This is a genomic window from Duganella flavida, assembly GCF_009857445.1.
In the GTDB taxonomy this organism is placed as follows: domain Bacteria; phylum Pseudomonadota; class Gammaproteobacteria; order Burkholderiales; family Burkholderiaceae_D; genus Rugamonas; species Rugamonas flavida.
The window spans coordinates 46048-65179 of the sequence record NZ_WWCN01000021.1; the positions used below are offsets into that span (position 1 = coordinate 46048).

A 19132-nucleotide genomic window follows, 5' to 3' on the forward strand; every position below is an offset into this window, starting at 1 on the left:
TTATTAGGTTTGAGGGGGACAACGGTACTACTCTGCAAAAAAACGTTAAGGGCGCTGCGGATGGCGCGGCTTTTCGTCCGCTTGCTTCTTGCGCTGTTCCGGCGTCAGCACGGCCAGCAATTTCTGTTGAGTACGCACGTGCTGCAGGACGATATTGGCTTCAGCGGTGGCAGCGTCCTTGGCCAGCGCGGCGGCGTTGGCATCGTCGTACTTGTCGGCAGTGGCCAGCGCATGCAGCGCTTCACGCGCCTTGGCAGCGGCCTTGAACTGCTCGCGCAGGTAAGGCGCTTCCGCATGCAAAATGGCGAAAATCTTGTCTTGCTGCGCTTCGCTCAGATCCAGCCCGTGGAACAATGGTGAACGGCCAGGACCGAAGCCCGGCGGGTGGCCGGGACCGCCCTGCTCCGGACCGCCATGCGGACCATCCTGGCCGAACGGGCCGGGACCTTGGTGTTCTGGACCACGCGGACCATGTTCCCCTTGCGCCATCGGCGGCTGTTCAGCGCCCATCTCGTCGGCGCGGGCGGCACCGCCCAGGACAAACAGCGGCATCGCCAGCACGGCTGCCAGCAGGACATTGCGTACGCTTGGTTTTGATGTTTTCATGCAAAGAATCCATTGAGTGGTAGTGAGCCACCATTCTGTGTGTCTGCTTTGTTAAGTGCCGTAAGCGCAATGTAAATCAGCGTAAAGATGCACATCTGACATTCAATTCCCTTACGGAAAGACGTTGTAAAACGGGGTAAAAGCCAGTCGCCATGCGAATCCGGGCTGTTATGATGGGCGATCTGTATCTAAAGAAAATCGCTGCAATGAAGAGCAAAGTACTGTTGATAGACGACGACATCGAACTGGTGGGCATGTTCAAGGAATATCTCGAACAAGAAGGCTTTGAAGTCAAAACCGTGCACGACGGCGAGGCTGGCACCGCAGAAGCCTTTACCGGCCTGTATTCCATCGCCATCCTGGACGTGATGATGCCGCGCATGAATGGCCTCGAAACCCTGCGCCGCATCCGCACCAATAGCCAGCTGCCGATCCTGATGCTGACCGGGCGTGGCGACGACACCGACCGCATCGTCGGCCTCGAACTGGGCGCCGACGATTACGTGGCCAAGCCATGCACGCCGCGCGAGCTGACCGCCCGTATCCGCGCCATCCTGCGCCGCGCGCAAAGCGTGCCGGCCGACACCAGCCAGCAGACCGCCATCACCGTCGGCCAGTTGATCATGTGGCCGGAACAGCGCCGCGCCACCTGGGCTGGCGACAAGCTCGAGCTGACCAGCACCGAATTCAACCTGCTGGAAGTGCTGGCCCGTAACGCCGGCCGTCCGGTCAGCAAGAACACCCTGTCCGAGCAAGGCCTGGGCCGTCCGCTGGCGCGCTTCGACCGCAACATCGACGTTCACCTGAGTTCGCTGCGTCACAAGCTCGGCACCATTGCCGACGGCCGCTCCTGCCTGCAAACCGTGTATCGCCTGGGCTACCAGCTGATCAAGGAGTAAGCCTTGGGCCGTTTGTTCTGGAAGTTTTTCCTGTCCATTTTCCTGGCGCAGCTGGCGGCCACGGTGTGCATCGGCGGCGCTGTGTGGCTGAAGAACCGCAATCAGTTCAGCGGCCAGCAAGTCAATCTCGACACCAGCCCGCCGGCTGAAATGGCGATCAACGCGGCTGCCTCCACGCTGGAGTTCGGCGGCGTGAAGGCCTTGAAGCGCATGCTGGAAAACATGGAGCGCCACCGCGTGTATGCGGTGGATGAGCAGGAGCACGAGCTACTGGGACGCACCGTCAATCAGCGCACGCTGCAGGAGTCGCGCCAGCGCGTGAAGGAAGACGGCAAGCGCCGCGTGGTGCGCCAGGTGATGGGCGACGACGGCAAGCACTACTTGCTGTTCCTGCCATCGGGTGAGCGCCAGCGCTCGCTGGAAAGTGAAACGCGTCCGCTGCTGGCCAATATCGGCGGCGGTGCGCAAATGGCCATGAAAGCGGCCTCGGTACTGCAAGGCGGCGATGACCGTGCTCGCGGCCCCAATCCGGGCGAACGCGACGACCGCCGTCCGCCAGGCCCGCCACCTGGCAACGCCAGCACCCTGACCGCATTGGACGGCGCGTCAGCTTCAGCTAACGCGCCTCAGCCAGGCACTGGCCCTGATGGCCGCGGTGCACCGGGCGGCTTCGGCATGCCTGGCAATCCTGAAGGCCCGGGCCCAGGTGGCCCCGGCATGGACGATCGCCGTGACGGCGACCGCCAATGGGGTCCACGCTTCCAGCCACTCGGCCCGTGGGTGCCAATCGCCGCCGCCACTGCTGCCAGCCTGCTGTTCGCGGTGCTGCTGGCATGGTACTTCTCGCGCCCGATCCGCGCCCTGCGCCAGGCTTTCGACGCCGCCGCCAACGGCGACCTCGCCCCGCGCTTCGCCAAAGACAACGGCAAAGCCGGTAACGAACTCAACGACCTCGGCCGCGACTTCGACCGCATGACGGCCCGCCTGCGCAGCCTGATCGACGGCCAGACGCGCCTGTTGCACGACGTCTCGCACGAACTGCGTTCACCGCTGGCGCGCCTGCAAGCGGCCATCGGCCTGGCGCACCAGCAGCCGGAAAAGTGGAGCGCCTCGATGGAGCGCATCGAGCGCGAAAGCGTACGCATGGATAAGCTGGTGGGCGAGCTGCTGACCCTGGCCCGTCTGGAAGCCGGCGCCATCAAGGCCAGCGCGGAAGAAATCAGCATGGCCGACCTGCTAGAACAAATCGCCGACGATGCCCGCTATGAAGCAGCCAGCCAGCAGCGCACCGTGCTGCAGGAAGGTGAAGCGGATGTGCAAGTAATCGGTCAAGCCGACCTGCTGGGCCGCGCGATTGAAAACGTGGTACGCAACGCCATCAAGCACAGCCCGGAAGGTGGCGAAGTGCAATTGCAAGTGCGCGTGCTGCCGGAAGCCAGCCAGCTGGTGATCCGCGTGCTGGACCGTGGACCGGGCGTATCGCCGGCCGATTTGCAAACTATCTTCCAGCCCTTCTTCCGCTCCAGTAACGCCAGCACCGAAGGTCACGGCCTCGGCCTCGCGATTGCGCAACACGTGGTGGAAGCGCACGGCGGCAGCATCAAGGCCTCTAACCGGGCCGGCGGTGGCCTGTGCGTGGAAATGATCCTGCCGGTTAAGCGGTAGTATCGATCACGCTGCCAACGGTGGCATAGCGCGACTTGTCGCTGTCCGTGCCGGACGACGATTGTGCCTGCTGCTGCGCCTGTTCTGCCTGCTGTTGGGCTTGCAGCGCCGCTTTCTGCGCGGCCTGCGCCTGCAATTGGGCGATCTGGTTCTCGATCGCCTGGATCTGCGCCTGCAGCAGCTTGGTCTTCTGCTGGCCCGCTTCCGAGGTGTCCTTGGCGGCCTCGGTCAGATCCTTCTGCAAGCTTTGCACCTGCTTTTGCAGCGCCGCGATGGCGCTGCTGCTGTCCGAGCCGCTGGTGCTGGCCGCGCTGGTACTCGATCCGACTGCGCTCACCATGATTTGCCCCTTATCAATTTATTTCATTAATAAGGTTATCGGCAAAACAAACGGGGGCCGCAGCCCCCGTTTTGTAAATATCTGTAAAGAGAAGTTTACGCTTTTGGCAAGGTCACCCCGTGCTGGCCTTGATATTTGCCGTTGCGGTCCTTGTACGATACGTCGCACATTTCGTCGCTTTCGAAGAACAGTACCTGCGCGCAGCCTTCGCCAGCGTAGATTTTGGCCGGCAGCGGCGTGGTGTTGGAGAACTCCAGCGTCACGTAACCTTCCCATTCCGGCTCGAACGGCGTCACGTTGACGATGATGCCGCAGCGCGCGTAGGTCGATTTGCCCAGGCAAACGGTCAGCACGCTACGCGGAATGCGGAAGTATTCCATGGTGCGGGCCAGCGCGAACGAGTTCGGCGGGATGATGCAAACGTCGCTTTTCACGTCCACGAACGAGTTCGAATCGAAATTCTTCGGATCGACGATGGTGCTGTTGATGTTGGTGAACACCTTGAACTCATCAGCGCAGCGGATATCGTAGCCATACGACGAGGTGCCATACGAAATTACCTTGCGGCCTTCTTCCTGGCGTACCTGGTCCGGGAAGAATGGTTCGATCATCCCGTGCTCTTCCGCCATACGGCGGATCCATTTATCGCTTTTAATCGTCATCGCAAGGCATCCCTAAGTTTTACAATGCCCGAGATTTTACGCTAAAGCTTCTTTTTTAAGTACTTTTTTACCAGATTGCACAGCAAGCAGTTCGGCAATCATTTCCTTGGTTGCGTGCGCGGCCAGCCCAGGGTTCTCCATCGGGAACAAATGGCCGCCCGGCAGGATGCGGAAATGCTTGCCGACCAGCGCCTGCGTGTGCTGGTGGCCGGACTGGCTGGTTTCCCACGAATTGTCGCCACCGATGAAGCCGATTGGCACCGGGTAGCCCTTGCCCAGCATTTTGGGCAAATGGTGCGGCAAGGTGGCGTAGACCGCAGTTTCGTTCTCGCGCGTGAAGCGCAGCTGGACGCCGTCCGGATGCGGCTTCAGGCCGCTGTCCATGTAGTCGGCTAGCACGCCCGGCGCCCACGCGGCGAACAGGTCTTTGGCGGCGAAGTGGTCGTGCGCGGCTTGCGCGTCCGGCCACACGTTGCGGCGGCGGATGGAGAATTTGGCTGGCGGCACGGCATAGGCACGGCCCAGCAGCTTGATCATATGCCAGGCGAAGGCGCGCCAGCCGCCGACGACCGGTGCGTCCAGCATCACCACGCAGCGGACGAGATCGGGACGTTTGTGCGCCACCATCATGCTCAGCATGCCGCCCAGCGAGTGGCCGACCAGAATTACCGGTTCGGTGTAGCGGGTGCTCAGCTCGTTGATGTATTCGTCGACCAGGTGCGGCCAGCCGTCGCTGACCGGGTATAGCGGATTATGGGCGTGCATGTCGAGCGACTGGATGTCGAAGTCTTCGGACAGCAGCGCAAAGAACTGGCGATACACGCCCGCCGGATAGCTATTGGCGTGCGCAAAATGCAGCTTGGGCTTGCTCACAAGCGGTCTCCCGTATGGTTGTTTTTTCCCCATTGTAATGCGCGTGGGGGATGGCGGTTGGTGGAACCGCTCTAATTAGCGGCCTTGCCAATAGCGCGCATGGGTGCTTCTCCAGCTGGAAATTCGTATAGTTTCATCGAATTCCAGCGTCAGGGCGCCGGTTTGGTCGGTGCGGTAGCGCTGGATCTGCATGGTGCCGTAGCGGTCGTAGACTTCCTGTTTTGGGTGGTGGTAGCGATTGCGATGGCCGACCTGGAAGATCGCCGCTTGTGGCTGTACGGCCTGCAGGAATGCTGGCGTGGAACTGGTGCCGCTGCCATGGTGCGGCGCGAGCAGGACGTCGGCTTGCAGGCCGCCGCGGCGGACTAGTTCGGCCTCCTGCGCGGCTTCGATATCGCCGGCCAGCAGGATGGACTTGCCACCGGCCGTGATTTTCAGCGTGCAGCCGCGTGCATTCGGCTTGAGCGTGTTGTCGGCGTAGCTGCCGGCTTGCGGATGCAGCACGTCGAAACGCACGCCATCCCACGTCCATTGCTGGCCAGCGGCGCAGCGCACGTGCTGGCGCGCGGCTTGCACGATCGCGTGCTGCGTTGGCAGCGATGACAGCACCCAGCCGGTGTTTACGCCATTCAGCAGGGACAGCGCGCCGCCCGAATGGTCGGTATCGCTGTGCGAAATCACCATGCCGTCCAACGCGTTGATGCCGCGCGCGTGCAGGTATGGTAGCAGGACACGGTTACCTGCGTTGGTCTCCGGCGTGTAGGCAGGGCCGGTGTCGTACAACAGCCGATGGTCGCTGGTTTCGACCAGCAGCGCCATACCCTGCCCTATATCGAAGGCGGTGACGGTCATGCGGCCCGGCGCAGGATGCGATGGTTCGGCGGCCAGCAGCGGTATCCATGTCGCGAGGCCGAGCCAGCGCACCGGCCATCCGCGCGGCGCGAGCAGCCAAATGGTGCCGAACATCGCCCAGCAGAATAGCCCAAACGGCGGCACCGGCGCGCTCCACACAGCGTAGCGCATGGCGCTGAACCACTGCAGGCATTGTGCCAGCAGGTCCACCAGACCATGCGCGAAGCTAAGCACCGGCACGGCCAGCACCTGCGGCAGCATGCTGCCCACCAGCGCGAGCGGCGTGACCACGAGGCTAATCAGGGGAATCGCAACGGCGTTCGCCAGCGGGCTGACCACCGATACCTGGCCGAACAGCAGCATCGTGATCGGCACCAGTCCAAATGTCACCACGTATTGCGTGTGTGCGCCTACCTGCAAGGCCAGCATCAAGCGCTCTCGCCGCGACAGCAGGACCGGCACGTGCGGAGCGCCGGGCGGCAGTGCGTGTTGCGTCGGCGGCGCCATGCGGCCGACGGTCGCATACAGGATCACGCCCACCGCGCCGAAAGACAGCCAGAAGCCCGGCCACAGCACCGCCCATGGATCGATCACCACCACCACGCCAAGCGCGGTGCACAGCACATGCGTGATGCTGGTCAGGCGATTAAGCCACAGCGCTGCAGCCACCACCATCAGCATGTACAAGGTACGCTGCGCAGGCACGCCGAAGCCGGCCAGCAGCACATACAGCAGCGCCACCGCCGCACCAACCAGCGCCGCTACCTTCTGCGCCGGCAGCAGCAACGGCAACTGCGCGCGCGTGAAGAATGACCAGCGCCACAAGGTGAACGCTGCCCACGCGAACAGCCCCGCCACCATCGTGATGTGCAAGCCTGAGATGGAAATCAGGTGTCCTATTCCCGTGCGGTTGAACACCTGCCAGTCCGATTGGTCGATGCCGCGCTGATCGCCCACCACCAGCGCCACGATCACGCCTGCATACGGCTTGCCCGGCAGCGCCGCGTAGATCCGATCGCGCAGCACTGCGCGGCAGTGCTCCACCACCTTATCAATACTGAACACGAAGCGGTCCAGCCGCTGGTTGTCGCGCGCAACGCGCACGTAGCCGGTGGCGCGCAGGCCTTGTTCCAGCAGCCATACTTCATAATCGAAACCGTAAGGATTAACGTTACCGTGCGGGCGCTGCAAGCGTACCGTCAACTGCCAGCGCTCGCCGGGTTGCACATCGGGCACCTCGCTGCGCTGGTCGCGGTAGCCGGCGTACCACGACAAGGAAATCTTCGGCGGCACCACGCCGTCCGCCCGCTCTACCGCAAAGTTAAAGCGCACGCCCTGCGAAAAACGGTATGGCAGGTTATCGATGGTGCCGACGATATGCAGATCGCGGCCCTCGTCGGCCAACGCCAACTGCGGCGCCAAGGCCCGCTGCGCCAACCATGCAGCCCACAGGAAGCCGGCTGCGCCGCCAACGAGCAGCGCGGTCACGCTGCGCAAGACAGGCCACAAGCACCGCGCAATGCGGCGCCATGCCAGCAGCCACGCCAGCAACGCGACGAGCGCCAACGCTATCGCGAGCGCGGACGGCAACGCCGCCTGCACCTGCAAGCACGCCGCGCCTACCGCAAAGCCGATTAACGCCATTCGCATAGCACCGCCTCCCATCCAGCGATACTACGCAAACAAAAACGGCGGCAGGCCGTGAAGCCTGCCGCCGTTTGATCTAGCTCAGTCCTTGACGGCATTCCGCCGCTGCAGCGTATTTAAGCAGCGAGTCGCGGCAACACCGCACGCGCGTTGCTGGAGGTGGCGGCGGCTACCGCTTCCGGCGTCAGGCCGCGCAATTCGGCCAACACGGCGCCGATGCGTGGGATCTGGTCCGGGCTGTTGCGGCCGGGGTGTATCCATGATGGCGAGATATCTGGTGCGTCGGTCTCCAGCACGATGGATTCCAGCGGCAGCTCGGCCGCCAGCCGGCGGATCTGCAAGGCGCGCGTAAAGGTCATGGCGCCGCCGAAACCAAGTTTGAATCCGAGATCGATATAGCCCTTGGCCTGCTGCTCGCTGCCGTTGAAGGCATGGGCGATACCGCCATTCGGCCGAATCTGGCGTACGTGCTTGAGCACCACATCCTGCGAGCGGCGCACGTGCATCAGCACCGGCAGATCAAAATCACGGGCGATTTTCAGCTGTTCGCGGAAGAAGTAGACCTGCTTCTCACGCATGGCCGATTCGGTCAGCATGGGAATGAAGAAATCGAGGCCGATCTCGCCCAACGCCACGAAGCGCGGGTCGCTCATGGCGGCGGCCACCTGCTCGCGCAGCACGCGCAGGTGGTCCTCTTCGGCATGCGGCACGTAGATGGGATGGATGCCCAGCGCGTAGCAGGCGTTATCCACGCTGGCTGCCAGTTGCGCGACGATGGAAAAATTGGCCGTCGCCACCGCCGGAATCACGATCATGCCGACACCCTGCGCCTTGGCCAGCGCCGCCTGCGCTGCGGATTCGTCGCCGAATTCGTGCGCGTCCAGATGGCAGTGGGTGTCGATCCACATGGCTTACACCTCGTCCGGCTGCAGTCCCTGCTCGGTCATGCGCAGCACGCGGTCGCAGCGGCGCGCCAGTTCGATGTCGTGGGTGACGATGACAAACGCCGTGCCCAAAGTACGCGACAGTTCCAGCATCAGATCGAAAATCTGCTGCGCGGTGGCGGTATCGAGGTTGCCGGTCGGTTCATCGGCCAGCACGCAGGCCGGCTGCGTGACCAGCGCGCGCGCCAGCGCCACGCGTTGGCGCTCGCCGCCCGACAGCTCGCCCGGCACGTGCGTCACGCGCTTGCCGAGGTTGACGCGCTTGAGAATTTGCAGCGCCGCCGATTGGGCTTCGCCGCGCTTCACGCGCCGTATCATCAGCGGCATCGCGACGTTATCGAGCGCGCTGAATTCCGGCAGCAGGTGATGGAACTGGTAGACAAACCCCAGCGACGAATTGCGCAAATCACCGCGCGCGGTTTCGCTCAGGCTGGCGAAGTCCTTGCTCTGCAAGGTCACGCTGCCGCTGCTCGGCGTATCGAGGCCGCCCAGCAAATGCAGCAGGGTCGATTTGCCGGAACCGGAGGCGCCGACAATCGCCACGCGCTCACCGCGCCGCACATCGATATCGATCCCAGCCAGCACTTGCACCGAGTAGGCGCCTTGGGTAAAGGTCTTGCCGAGATTGCGGCACGACAGAACGATCGGATTCTCACTCATAGCGCAGCGCCTCCGCAGGTTTCACACGGGCGGCCCACCAGCTTGGATACAAGGTCGCAACGAAGGCCAGCACCACGGCCACGCCGCCGATCTTGAAAACGTCCGGCCAGCGCAAGTCCGAAGGCACGGTGCTGATGTAGTAAATATCCTTGGACAAGAACTGCACTCCCAATAAATGTTCGATAAACGGCACGATAACGTCGATGTTGAGCGCCACCAGCACGCCCAGACCGACGCCGATAAAGGTGCCGAGGATGCCCACCAGTGCGCCCTGGATCATGAAGATCTTCATGATGGAGCGCGGCGAGGCGCCCAGCGTGCGCAGGATGGCGATATCGGCCTGCTTGTCAGTCACGGTCATCACCAGCGTGGACACCAGGTTGAAAGCGGCCACCGCAATGATCAAGGTCAGGATGATGAACATCATGCGCTTCTCGGTCTGTACGGCGGCGAACCAGTTGGCGTTCAGCTTGGACCAGTCGCGCACGAACAGGTCGCCCGGCATGGAATTCTTCAGCTCCTGCGCCACTTCCGGTGCGCGGTGCATGTCCTGCAAGCGCAGGCGCAGGCCGGCCGGGGCGTCGATGCGCAGCAGCTTTTCAGCGTCGGTCAGGTGGACGAAGGCCAGTGCGGAATCGAACTCGTTGTGGCCCGCTTCAAAGATACCGACCACGGTGAAGGTGCGCACGCGCGGCAACACGCCGGCAGGTGTAGGCTGGCCTTGGGCCAGCGCCAGCGTCACTTTTTCGCCAAGGTTGACGTGCAGGGTGCGCGCCAGCTCGATGCCCAGCACGATGTTGTAGGCGCCCGGCTGCAGCGCATTAAAGCTACCGCGCTTGGTCTGCTTGGCCACGTCCGAGACTTGCGGTTCTTGTTCCGGCAGCACGCCGCGCACGACGGCCGGGCGCAGCACGTCGTCGCGCACCAGCATGCCCTGGGTTTCGGCAAACGGCGCGGTACCGATCACGGCGGGATTCTTGCGCGCCTCGGCCGCTTCCTGTTGCCAGTCCGGCATGGAACCGCGGGCATCGAAGATTTCAACGTGGGCCAGCACCGACAGCATGCGGTCCGTCACTTCCTTCTGGAAGCCGTTCATCACCGACAGCACAACGATCAGGGCCGCCACGCCGAGGCCGATGCCGGCCATCGAGATCAGGGAGATGAAGGAGATAAAACTATTGCGCCCGCTGCGCTTGCCGGCACGCGTGTAGCGCAGGCCGACCAGCCATTCGAACGGCAGATTCTTGAGAATACTCATAGGCTCCGGGAGGGATCAAACTCGACAAGCCCGCAGTGTGCCATAAAAAAGCCGCGCCGGGCAGCTCTGCTGCGGGCGCGGCTAGGGGCCTAAAGCCTGCTTAAGCGGCGAATTTCTCGCTCTTGTCGGATTTGCGGCGGTTCATGAAGCCGATCAGGCCCAAGCCGACCGCCATCATGGCCCAGGTATCGGCTTCCGGTACGGACGATACGCTCAGCAGATTTTGCGAATTAATAGCGGTCGAGCCGGTACCGATCTTGCCGGTGAACTCGGTGTATTTATAGGCGCCGGTGAGGGTCGCGCCGATGGTGTTGTCCAGCATAGTCTGTGCGGTGGCCAGGGCGATCGGGGCGCCGCCTACCGTGTTGAACGCAATCGCGCCGGAGGTGAAGGCTTGCTGACCTGCGCTCAGGTTGGCGTCGTCGACCACCAGGTCCCACAGCGCCAGCGCAAAGCCTAGACGGGCGGTGCTGGCGCTGCTGCTGTTGCCGCTCAGGCCAGCGTAATTTTGCTCGAACAGCGCCTGGACGCGGTCGCCACGGTGCGCCACGGTCGTGCTGCCCACGGTGTCACTGAACAGCGACGACAGGCTGGTGACAGCTGCCTGCTGGGTGTAGACGGTGCCGAAGCCCTGCTCCACGGTCGGCTGGATGCAGAACGCCAGGATCGAGGCCGCCAGCGAGCTATCTTTCACGTTATAGGTCTCGACGAACTGGGCGCCGCCGCTGGGGTGCAGCATGGAGCCGCCGTTGTCGAACACCAAGCCAAAGTCCTTCGACTCGTAGCCGATATCAGCGTGGCTGGCGGTGGAGAAGGCCAAGGCGGCGGCGAGTGCGGCGGTTTTCAGTGCGAATTTGATTTTCATGATTTTTTTCTCTGGTAAAGGTAGCTAAATTAAACGTGTACTGCCGGGCACTGGCCCACCAACTGTACTGCTGGGGTTTGCTGCATCAGTTCAGCGAAGGACGGCGTGGTGATGCCGGCCGCTGCCGCGTCGGACCCGGCGACGTCGAAGTAGACGTCGGTCATGTCCGCTGCCTTGCCGTTGCTCAGCGTGACGCTGCTGCGCTCCAGGTGCAGGTTGTTGTTTTCATCGAGGAACGGCAACTCGGTATGCGCCACCTTCAGGCTGGTGATGCCGGCCTGCGCTAGGCTGATCAGCTCGCCGGCGTCGGTCTTGCCGTCGCTGTTGGCGTCTTGCCAGATCACCAACTTGGTGAAGTCCACATCCTTGGCGTCGATCACGCCGTCGCCATTGCTGTCGTACGTGGCCAGCTTGGCAAAGCCGGCGCCCTTGCTGACACCACCGAACAGTTCATTGATGCTGTCGATCTTGCCGTTGCCGTTGCTGTCGATGGCCAGGAAGCCGTCGCCCTTGGACAGCCAGCCGGTCTGGATGGCCTTGCCGGTGCCCAGCAGGTCGAAGCTGCCTTTCATGTCTTCACGGGCGATAGTGTGGATGCCATCGCCGTTCAGGTCGATAGCGATCGGCGTGATGGCCGCATCCCACGACATATCGTTCTTGCCCGAGGTGAGCGTGATGGTGTCGGTCTTGGTGATGTTGGTCAGGTCCTTGCCGTCGCCCTTCACGTCCGAATCGATGGCATCGTTGGTGCCGGTATTCTTCACACCCCACTTCCAGTTGTTCATGTTGTAGGTGGCCTTGTCCGAGGAGAAGTACACCTTCACGTCCGTCTTGTCGAACTGCAGATAGTAAGTACCTGGGTTCAGGTCGACGAACTTGTAGTTGCCGCTGGCGTCGGTTTTGATGGTCGAGCCCACTTGTTTGCCGGTGACCGAATCGTACAGCGACACACTGATGCCGCCGATGCCCTCTTCGCCCGCATCCTGCACGCCGCTGTGGTTGGCGTCGCGCCAAACCTTGTCGCCCAGGGTGGCCTTGCGGTAGATGCCGGCGTCGACGGTGGTGATGTCCTGGCCGATGCCCAGCGCGATGCTGCCGGTCTTGCCGGTGGTGCTCGACACATCCGAATCGGTGGCGTCGGTGCCCTGGCCGGTTTTGGTGAAGTACCAGCCGCTGCTGTTCACCACTTCCACCTTGTAGTTACCTACCGCCAGGTTGTCGAACAAATACTGGCCGCCGTCATGGGTGACGGTTGTGGCTTTCAGCGCGCCGCTGGCAGCGTCATACAGCTTGACGGTCACGCCGTCCACGCCCTTCTCGCCGCTGTCCTGCACGCCGTTGTAGTTGCTGTCTTCCCACACGCGGTCGCCAATGCTACCCAGCTTGATGAGACCGGCGTCGTGGGTCTTGTCGACCTGGCCGGAGGTGACCGAGAACTGCGCGCTGGCGCCGGTGAGGTCGCCATCGCTGTCCTTGGTGGCGTCGCCGCCCACACCCTGCTTGGTGAACTGGTAGCCGTCTACGCCGCTGAACTTGACCGAGTACTTGCCCGGCGCCAGGCCGGTGAACGAGTACAGGCCGCTGGAGTCGGTGGTGTCGGTGGCAATCGCCACGCCCTTCTCGTTGTACAGCGTGACTTTGACGCCGCATACACCGCCTTCGCCGGATTGCTGGATGCCGTCGCCATTGAGGTCATACCAGACCTTGTCGCCGATTTCGGCTTTCTGGTACAGGCCAGCGTCCATATTGGTGACGTTCTGGCCGGCCTTGACGGTGACGCTGCCCAGGCTGCCGCTGCTGTCGGCATCGCTGTCCTTAGCGTCGTCGGTTCCAACGTTCTTGGTGGTGGTGTAGTAGCCGCTAGGCGCCTTGACATTGACCGCGTAGGTACCAGCCTCCACCGAGAACTTGTAGTTGCCGCTGGCGTCGGTAGTGGTGGTCTTGATGACCTTGCCAGTGCTGTCCTTCAGTTCCACAGTCACGCCCGACTTGCCGGCTTCGCCGTCGTCCTGGATGCCGTTGCCGTTCTTGTCGATCCACACGCGGTCGCCGATGGTGGCGGCCGCCAGCACGCCGGCGTCCACGGTCTTGTCGATCTGGCCCGAGGTCAGGGTGAAGGTTTTCGACACGCCGGTGGCGCTGACGTCCGAGTCAACGGCGACATTGCTGCCGGCGTTGGCGGTGGTGAAGGCCACGCCTTCCGGCAGCGACGACTTATCGAACACCACGGTGTAGGCACCAGGCTTGAGGTTGCTGAACAGGTAGTTGCCGCTGGCGTCGGTGGTGGCGGTGGCGCCCACCTGGTTGCCGGCCGCGTCCAGCAGTTTCACTTTCACACCGGAGACGCCGCTCTCGCCGCTGTCCTGGGTACCGTTGTTGTTGGCGTCCAGCCAGACGCGGTCGCCGACCGAGGCCAGCTTGTACAGGCCGGCGTCAACAGTGGTGTTGTTATCGCCCGAGGCCAGCACCACGCTGTTGCTCTGGCCGGTGCTGCCGAAATCGCTGTCGACGGTATCGTCGCTGCCGACGTCCTTGCCGGTAAAGAGGTAGCCGGACGGCGCGGTCACCGACACGGTGTAGTTGCCCGGATCAGCGGTGAAGCTGTACTTGCCGTCGGCGCCGGTGGTGGTGGTCTGCACCACGGTGCCGGCCGCGTTCTTCAGCTGTACGGTCACACCAGCGATGCCGCTTTCGCCCGCATCCTGCACGCCGTTGGCGTTCTTGTCTTCCCAGACGGTGTCGCCCAGCTTGGCTTGCACGACTACGATGCCGGCATCGAGGTCGTTATTGACCGCACCCGAAGCCAGCGTCACGCTGGCGGTCTTGCCGCTGGTGACATTGGCGTCCGAATCCTTGGCGTCGTTGGTGCCGACGTCGGCCGTGGTGAACACGTAGTTGGCCGGCAGCGAAGTTTTATCGAACTGCACGCTGTAAGTGCCCGGCTTGAGGTTGGTGAAGCTGTAGTTGCCGCTGGCATCGGTGGTGGCGGTGGCGCCGGTCGGATTGCCGGCGGCGTCCAGCAGAATCACCTTGACGCCGGCGACGCCGGTTTCACCGCTATCCTGCACGCCGTTACGGTTGCTGTCGTACCAGACTTTGTCGCCCAGCGTGACGGCTTTGTAGAAGCCGGCGTCGACATCGTTATTGGTTTGGCCCGGGGCCAGCGTGACGAGGTCGCTCTGGCCAGAGGCGTTGACATCGCTGTCCACGCCATCGGCGCCGCTGTGCTGGCCGGTGGCGGTCATGCCGGTCGGCGCGGTCACCGAGATCGAGTATTTACCTGGATCGACGGTGAAGCTGTACTTGCCATCGGTGCCGGTGGTGGTGGTCTTGACGATGTTGCCGCTCTCATCCTTCAGATCGACCTTGACGCCGACGATGCCGGCTTCGCCGCTATCCTGGATGCCGTTGCCGTTGGTGTCTTCCCACACGCGGTCACCCACCGTGGCTTGCTTGATGATGATACCGGCGTCGAGGTCGTAGTTGCTGCCGCCCGAGGCCAGCGTCACGCCGCCGGTCTTGCCGGTGGTGGTGTTGGCGTCCGAATCGGTGGCGGTGGTGCCTTGGCCGGTGCTGGTGAAGTCGTAGTTGGCTGGCAGCGAGGTTTTGTCGAACTGCACGCTGTAGGTGCCCGGCTTCAGTCCGGTGAAGCTGTAGTTGCCGCTGGCGTCAGTAGTGGCGGTGGCGCCGGTCGGGTTGCCGCTGGCGTCCAGCAGCACCACTTTAACGCCGGCCACGCCGGCTTCGCCGCTGTCCTGCACGCCGTTGCGGTTGGTGTCGTACCAGACTTTATCGCCCAGCGAGACCGGCTTGTAGAAGCCTGCATCCACGTCTTTATTGACCTGGCCTGCGGTCAGCACGATGGCGCCGGTGTTGCCGCTGGCATCGACGTCGCTGTCGGTCGCGCTGTTGCCGCCCTGGCCTGCGCCAGTCGCAACGTAGCCGGTAGGTGCAGTGACGGAGACCGAGTAAGTGCCTGGATCGACAGTGAAGCTGTACTGGCCGCCATCGTGGGTAACCACGGTGCCGACCACGTGGCCAGCGCTATCTTTCAGCTGCACGGTCGCGCCGTCGATGCCCTGCTCGCCGCTATCCTGGATGCCGTTGCCATTGGTGTCTTCCCACACGCGGTCGCCCAGCGTGGCTTGCTTGACGATGATACCGGCGTCGAGGTCATAGTTGCTGCCGCCCGAAGCCAGCGTCACGCTGCCGGTCTTGCCGGTAGTGGTGTTGGCGTCCGAATCGGTGGCGGTCGTGCCTTGACCGGTGCTGGTGAAGTCATAGCCGGCAGGCAGCGTGGTTTTGTCGAACTGCACGCTGTAGGTGCCTGGTTTCAGGCCGGTGAAGCTGTAGTTGCCACTGGCGTCGGTGGTGGCGGTGGCGCCGGCCACCGGATTACCGGCCGCATCCAGCAGGGTGACTTTGACGCCAGCCACGCCGGCTTCGCCGCTATCTTGCACGCCGTTGCGGTTGGTGTCGTACCAGACCTTATCGCCCAGCGAGACTGGTTTGTAGAAACCGGCATCGACGTCGTTGTTGACTTGGCCTGCAGTCAGCACGATGGCGCCGGTGTTGCCGCTGGCGTCGACATCGCTGTCGGTGGCGCCATTGCCGCCTTGGGCAGTGCCGGTCGCCACGTAGCCGCTAGGCGCAGTGACGGAAACCGAGTAGGTGCCCGGATCGACGGTGAAGCTGTACTGGCCGCCGTCGTGGGTAACCACGGTGCCGACCACGTGACCAGCGCTGTCTTTCAGCTGCACGGTCGCGCCGTCGATGCCCTGCTCGCCACTATCCTGCACGCCGTTGCCGTTGCTGTCTTCCCACACGCGATCGCCCACCGTGGCTTGCTTGATGATGATACCGGCGTCGAGGTCGTAGTTGCTGCCGCCCGAGGCCAACGTCACGCTGCCGGTCTTGCCGGTGGTGGTGTTGGCGTCCGAATCGGTGGCGGTGGTGCCTTGGCCGGTGCTGGTGAAATCGTAGTTGGCCGGCAGCGAGGTTTTGTCAAACTGCACGCTGTAGGTGCCTGGCTTCAGACCGGTGAAGCTGTAGTTGCCGCTGGCGTCGGTGGTAGCGGTGGCGCCGGTCGGGTTGCCGCTGGCGTCCAGCAGCACCACTTTAACGCCAGCCACACCGGCTTCGCCGCTGTCCTGCACGCCATTGCGGTTGGTGTCGTACCAGACTTTATCGCCCAGCGAGACCGGTTTGTAGAAGCCGGCATCGACGTCGTTATTGACCTGGCCCGGCGTCAGCACGATGGCGCCGGTGTTGCCGCTAGCGCCCACGTCGCTATCGGTCGCGCTGTTGCCGCCTTGGCCTGCGCCAGTCGCAACGTAGCCGGTAGGTGCGGTCACGGAAACCGAGTAAGTGCCTGGGTCGACGGTAAAACTGTACTGGCCGCCGTCGTGGGTAGCCACGGTGCCGACCACGTGGCCAGCGCTATCTTTCAACTGGACGGTGGCGCCGTCGATGCCCTGCTCGCCGCTATCTTGCACGCCGTTGCCGTTGCTGTCTTCCCACACGCGGTCGCCCAGCGTGGCTTGCTTGATGACGATACCAGCGTCGAGGTCGTAGTTGCTGCCGCCCGAAGCCAGCGTCACGCTGCCGGTCTTGCCGGTGGTGCTGTTGGCGTCCGAGTCGGTGGCGGTGGTGCCTTGGCCGGTGCTGGTGAAGTCGTAGCCAGCTGGCAGCGTGGTTTTGTCGAACTGCACGCTGTAGGTGCCTGGTTTCAGGCCGGTGAAGCTGTAGTTGCCACTGGCGTCGGTGGTGGCGGTCGCGCCAGCCACCGGATTACCGGCCGCATCCAGCAGCGTGACTTTGACGCCAGCCACGCCGGCTTCGCCGCTGTCCTGCACGCCGTTGCGATTGGTGTCGTACCAGACTTTATCGCCCAGCGAGACTGGTTTGTAGAAACCGGCATCGACGTCGTTGTTGGCTTGGCCTGCAGTCAGCACGATGGCGCCGGTGTTGCCGCTGGCGTCGACATCGCTGTCGGTGGCGCCATTGCCGCCTTGGGCAGTGCCGGTCGCCACGTAGCCGCTAGGCGCGGTGACGGAAACCGAATAGGTGCCCGGATCCACGGTGAAGCTGTACTGGCCGCCGTCGTGGGTGACCACAGTGCCGACCACGTGGCCTGCGCTGTCTTTCAACTGCACGGTGGCGCCGTCGATACCCTGCTCGCCGCTATCCTGCACGCCGTTGCCGTTGCTGTCTTCCCACACGCGGTCGCCGATGGTGGCTTGCTTGACGACGATACCGGCGTCCAGCGTCTGGTTGGTTTCGCCGGAATTGAGCGTCACTTGGCCAGTCTTGCCGGTGTTGACGTCCGCATCCGAATCCTTGGCGACGTCGCCGCCTTGCAAGGCGTTGGTGAAGTAGAAGTTGGCCGGCAGCGTGGTCTTGTCGAACTGCACGCTGTAGGTGCCTGGCTTCAGGCCGCTGAACTGGTAGTGGCCGCTGGCGTCGGTGGTGGCGGTGGCGCCGGCCACCGGATTGCCTGCTGCGTCCAGCAGCGTGACTTTTACGCCAGCCACGCCGGCTTCGCCGCTGTCCTGCACGCCGTTGCGGTTGGTGTCGTACCAGACGGTGTCACCCAGCGAAACTGGACGATACAGGCCAGCATCAACGTCGTTATTGGTCTGGCCCGGGGTCAGCACGATGGTGCTGGTATTGCCGCTGCCGTCGATATCGCTGTCGGTGGTGCCGTTGCTGCCTTGGCCTTGCGGTGCGGCGGCGTAGCCAGCCGGTGCCTGCACGCTGACGACGTAGTTGCCGCCATCGACATCGAAGTGGTATTTGCCGCTGGCGTCGGTGGTGGTGCTGGCGATCACGTGGCCGCCAGTGTCTTTCAGCACCACGGTCACGCCGGCCATGCCGGCCTCGCCGCTATCCTGCACGCCGTTGCCGTTGGTGTCTTCCCAGACGAAATCGCCGAGGTGGGCTTGCGGCACTTTGAAGGTCAGGTAATTCGGGGTGACGCTGGTGTCAGCTGCGCCGGTACCGACCAGTCCGCCGTTGTCGCGCACCTTGAAGCCGACGTCAAAACTGCCCGAGGTGGTTTGGCTCGGCTGGTACGCCAGCTTGCCCGCGTCAATATCGATCGTCGAAATCTCCGTCCCCACGGCTACGGCCACGCCATTCAGGAGCAGTTGGCCAGAAGGAGGCAGGGAGGTGATGATGACCGACTTGAACGCATCATGCTCGACCGGATCCACAAAGCCGAAATCGCTTTTGGCCAGCAACACCGGGGTGCCGTTGGTGAGGTTGAAGGTTTTATTGGCGGCGATCGGCGCATCATTGACCGGATCGACGATCACCTGCAGGCTCAGCGAGATGGTATTGGTGGCGCCGGTAGCGCTCTCCAGCACGAATTCGAACGTGGCAAACTGGCCGTTATAGTTAGTTGCCCAAGCTCCCGGATTGACATAAATCGTGTCCGCGTCGACCTTGCCGAACAAGGGCGTATCCGTGGTGGCGATAGTCTTGTCCGGCAGTACGACCGACATGGAGGCGATCTTCAACCCCGCAGTGCTGGGATCATGGCCGGCGGCAATCAGGATATCGCGGATGTCGAAAGTACCGTAAGTATCCTCATAAATGTGAATACTGGTAGCAAGGTTAATAGCGCTCATACTGGGCCTTCAAGGTTTATTTTTTGGATTTATGATTCGGGCCGGCACGGCTGCTACGCTGTTTGGGTAGACAGTGGCTGGTACAACAGAGAAACACTACGGGAGCTGGAGTAGTATCTTTAAAGCATGTTAGTTGTCGCAATTATAGCTAACATTTACTTACAATAATTAAAAATATTTTCATTGATGTGGTATTTTCACAATTATTGTTTCCATAAAGAATTATCTCG

The 19132-nt window shown here is 62.7% G+C and carries 12 protein-coding genes; 2 read left to right on the forward strand and 10 right to left on the reverse strand.

The features are described 5' to 3' along the window. Positions 1-45 precede the first annotated feature (45 nt). A complete protein-coding gene (locus GTP46_RS25590) occupies positions 46-606 on the reverse strand; it encodes a Spy/CpxP family protein refolding chaperone (RefSeq protein WP_161009456.1) in 561 nt (186 codons plus the stop codon). Positions 607-812: 206 nt separating this feature from the next. Between GTP46_RS25590 and GTP46_RS25595 the strand changes: the two genes are divergently transcribed. After that, positions 813-1505 (forward strand): response regulator transcription factor, encoded by a 693-nt coding sequence (locus GTP46_RS25595; RefSeq protein ID WP_161009457.1) that lies wholly within the window; start codon positions 813-815, stop codon positions 1503-1505. Positions 1506-1508: 3 nt separating this feature from the next. Further along, on the forward strand, positions 1509-3170 hold the full coding sequence (locus tag GTP46_RS25600; protein WP_161009458.1) for a sensor histidine kinase: 1662 nt from the start codon (positions 1509-1511) through the stop codon (positions 3168-3170). Here GTP46_RS25600 and GTP46_RS25605 read toward each other — a convergent pair. The 9 genes from GTP46_RS25605 to GTP46_RS25645 all read right to left on the reverse strand — a co-directional run bounded on the left by GTP46_RS25605 (position 3160) and on the right by GTP46_RS25645 (position 18902). Continuing rightward, on the reverse strand, positions 3160-3510 hold the full coding sequence (locus GTP46_RS25605; protein WP_161009459.1) for a FlxA-like family protein: 351 nt from the start codon (positions 3508-3510) through the stop codon (positions 3160-3162). The two genes, GTP46_RS25600 and GTP46_RS25605, sit on opposite strands and share 11 nt — an antisense overlap. Positions 3511-3605: 95 nt before the next feature. Next, complete coding sequence (gene dcd, locus GTP46_RS25610) at positions 3606-4172, reverse strand: dCTP deaminase (RefSeq protein ID WP_161009460.1); 567 nt, start codon at positions 4170-4172, stop codon at positions 3606-3608. 36 nt (positions 4173-4208) lie between these two features. Continuing rightward, positions 4209-5045 (reverse strand): alpha/beta hydrolase, encoded by an 837-nt coding sequence (locus GTP46_RS25615; protein ID WP_161009461.1) that lies wholly within the window; start codon positions 5043-5045, stop codon positions 4209-4211. Between the two features lie 75 nt (positions 5046-5120). After that, complete coding sequence (locus GTP46_RS25620) at positions 5121-7547, reverse strand: DNA internalization-related competence protein ComEC/Rec2 (protein WP_161009462.1); 2427 nt, start codon at positions 7545-7547, stop codon at positions 5121-5123. Between the two features lie 113 nt (positions 7548-7660). Beyond that, positions 7661-8452 carry a TatD family hydrolase gene (locus tag GTP46_RS25625; RefSeq protein ID WP_161009463.1) on the reverse strand — a complete coding sequence of 264 codons (792 nt, stop codon included), beginning with the start codon at positions 8450-8452 and terminating at the stop codon, positions 7661-7663. 3 nt (positions 8453-8455) lie between these two features. Then, on the reverse strand, positions 8456-9148 hold the full coding sequence (gene lolD, locus GTP46_RS25630) for a lipoprotein-releasing ABC transporter ATP-binding protein LolD (RefSeq protein ID WP_161009464.1): 693 nt from the start codon (positions 9146-9148) through the stop codon (positions 8456-8458). Next, entirely contained in the window at positions 9141-10406 is a 1266-nt protein-coding gene (locus tag GTP46_RS25635) for a lipoprotein-releasing ABC transporter permease subunit (protein WP_161009465.1), read from the reverse strand. Before GTP46_RS25635 ends, lolD begins: the two co-directional genes overlap by 8 nt. Positions 10407-10506: 100 nt before the next feature. Continuing rightward, positions 10507-11271 carry a PEP-CTERM sorting domain-containing protein gene (locus GTP46_RS25640; RefSeq protein ID WP_161009466.1) on the reverse strand — a complete coding sequence of 255 codons (765 nt, stop codon included), beginning with the start codon at positions 11269-11271 and terminating at the stop codon, positions 10507-10509. Positions 11272-11300: 29 nt separating this feature from the next. Then, the gene (locus GTP46_RS25645; protein ID WP_161009467.1) at positions 11301-18902 is read right to left on the reverse strand and encodes an SdrD B-like domain-containing protein; all 7602 of its coding nucleotides are present in this window, start codon (positions 18900-18902) and stop codon (positions 11301-11303) included. Positions 18903-19132: the final 230 nt, after the last annotated feature.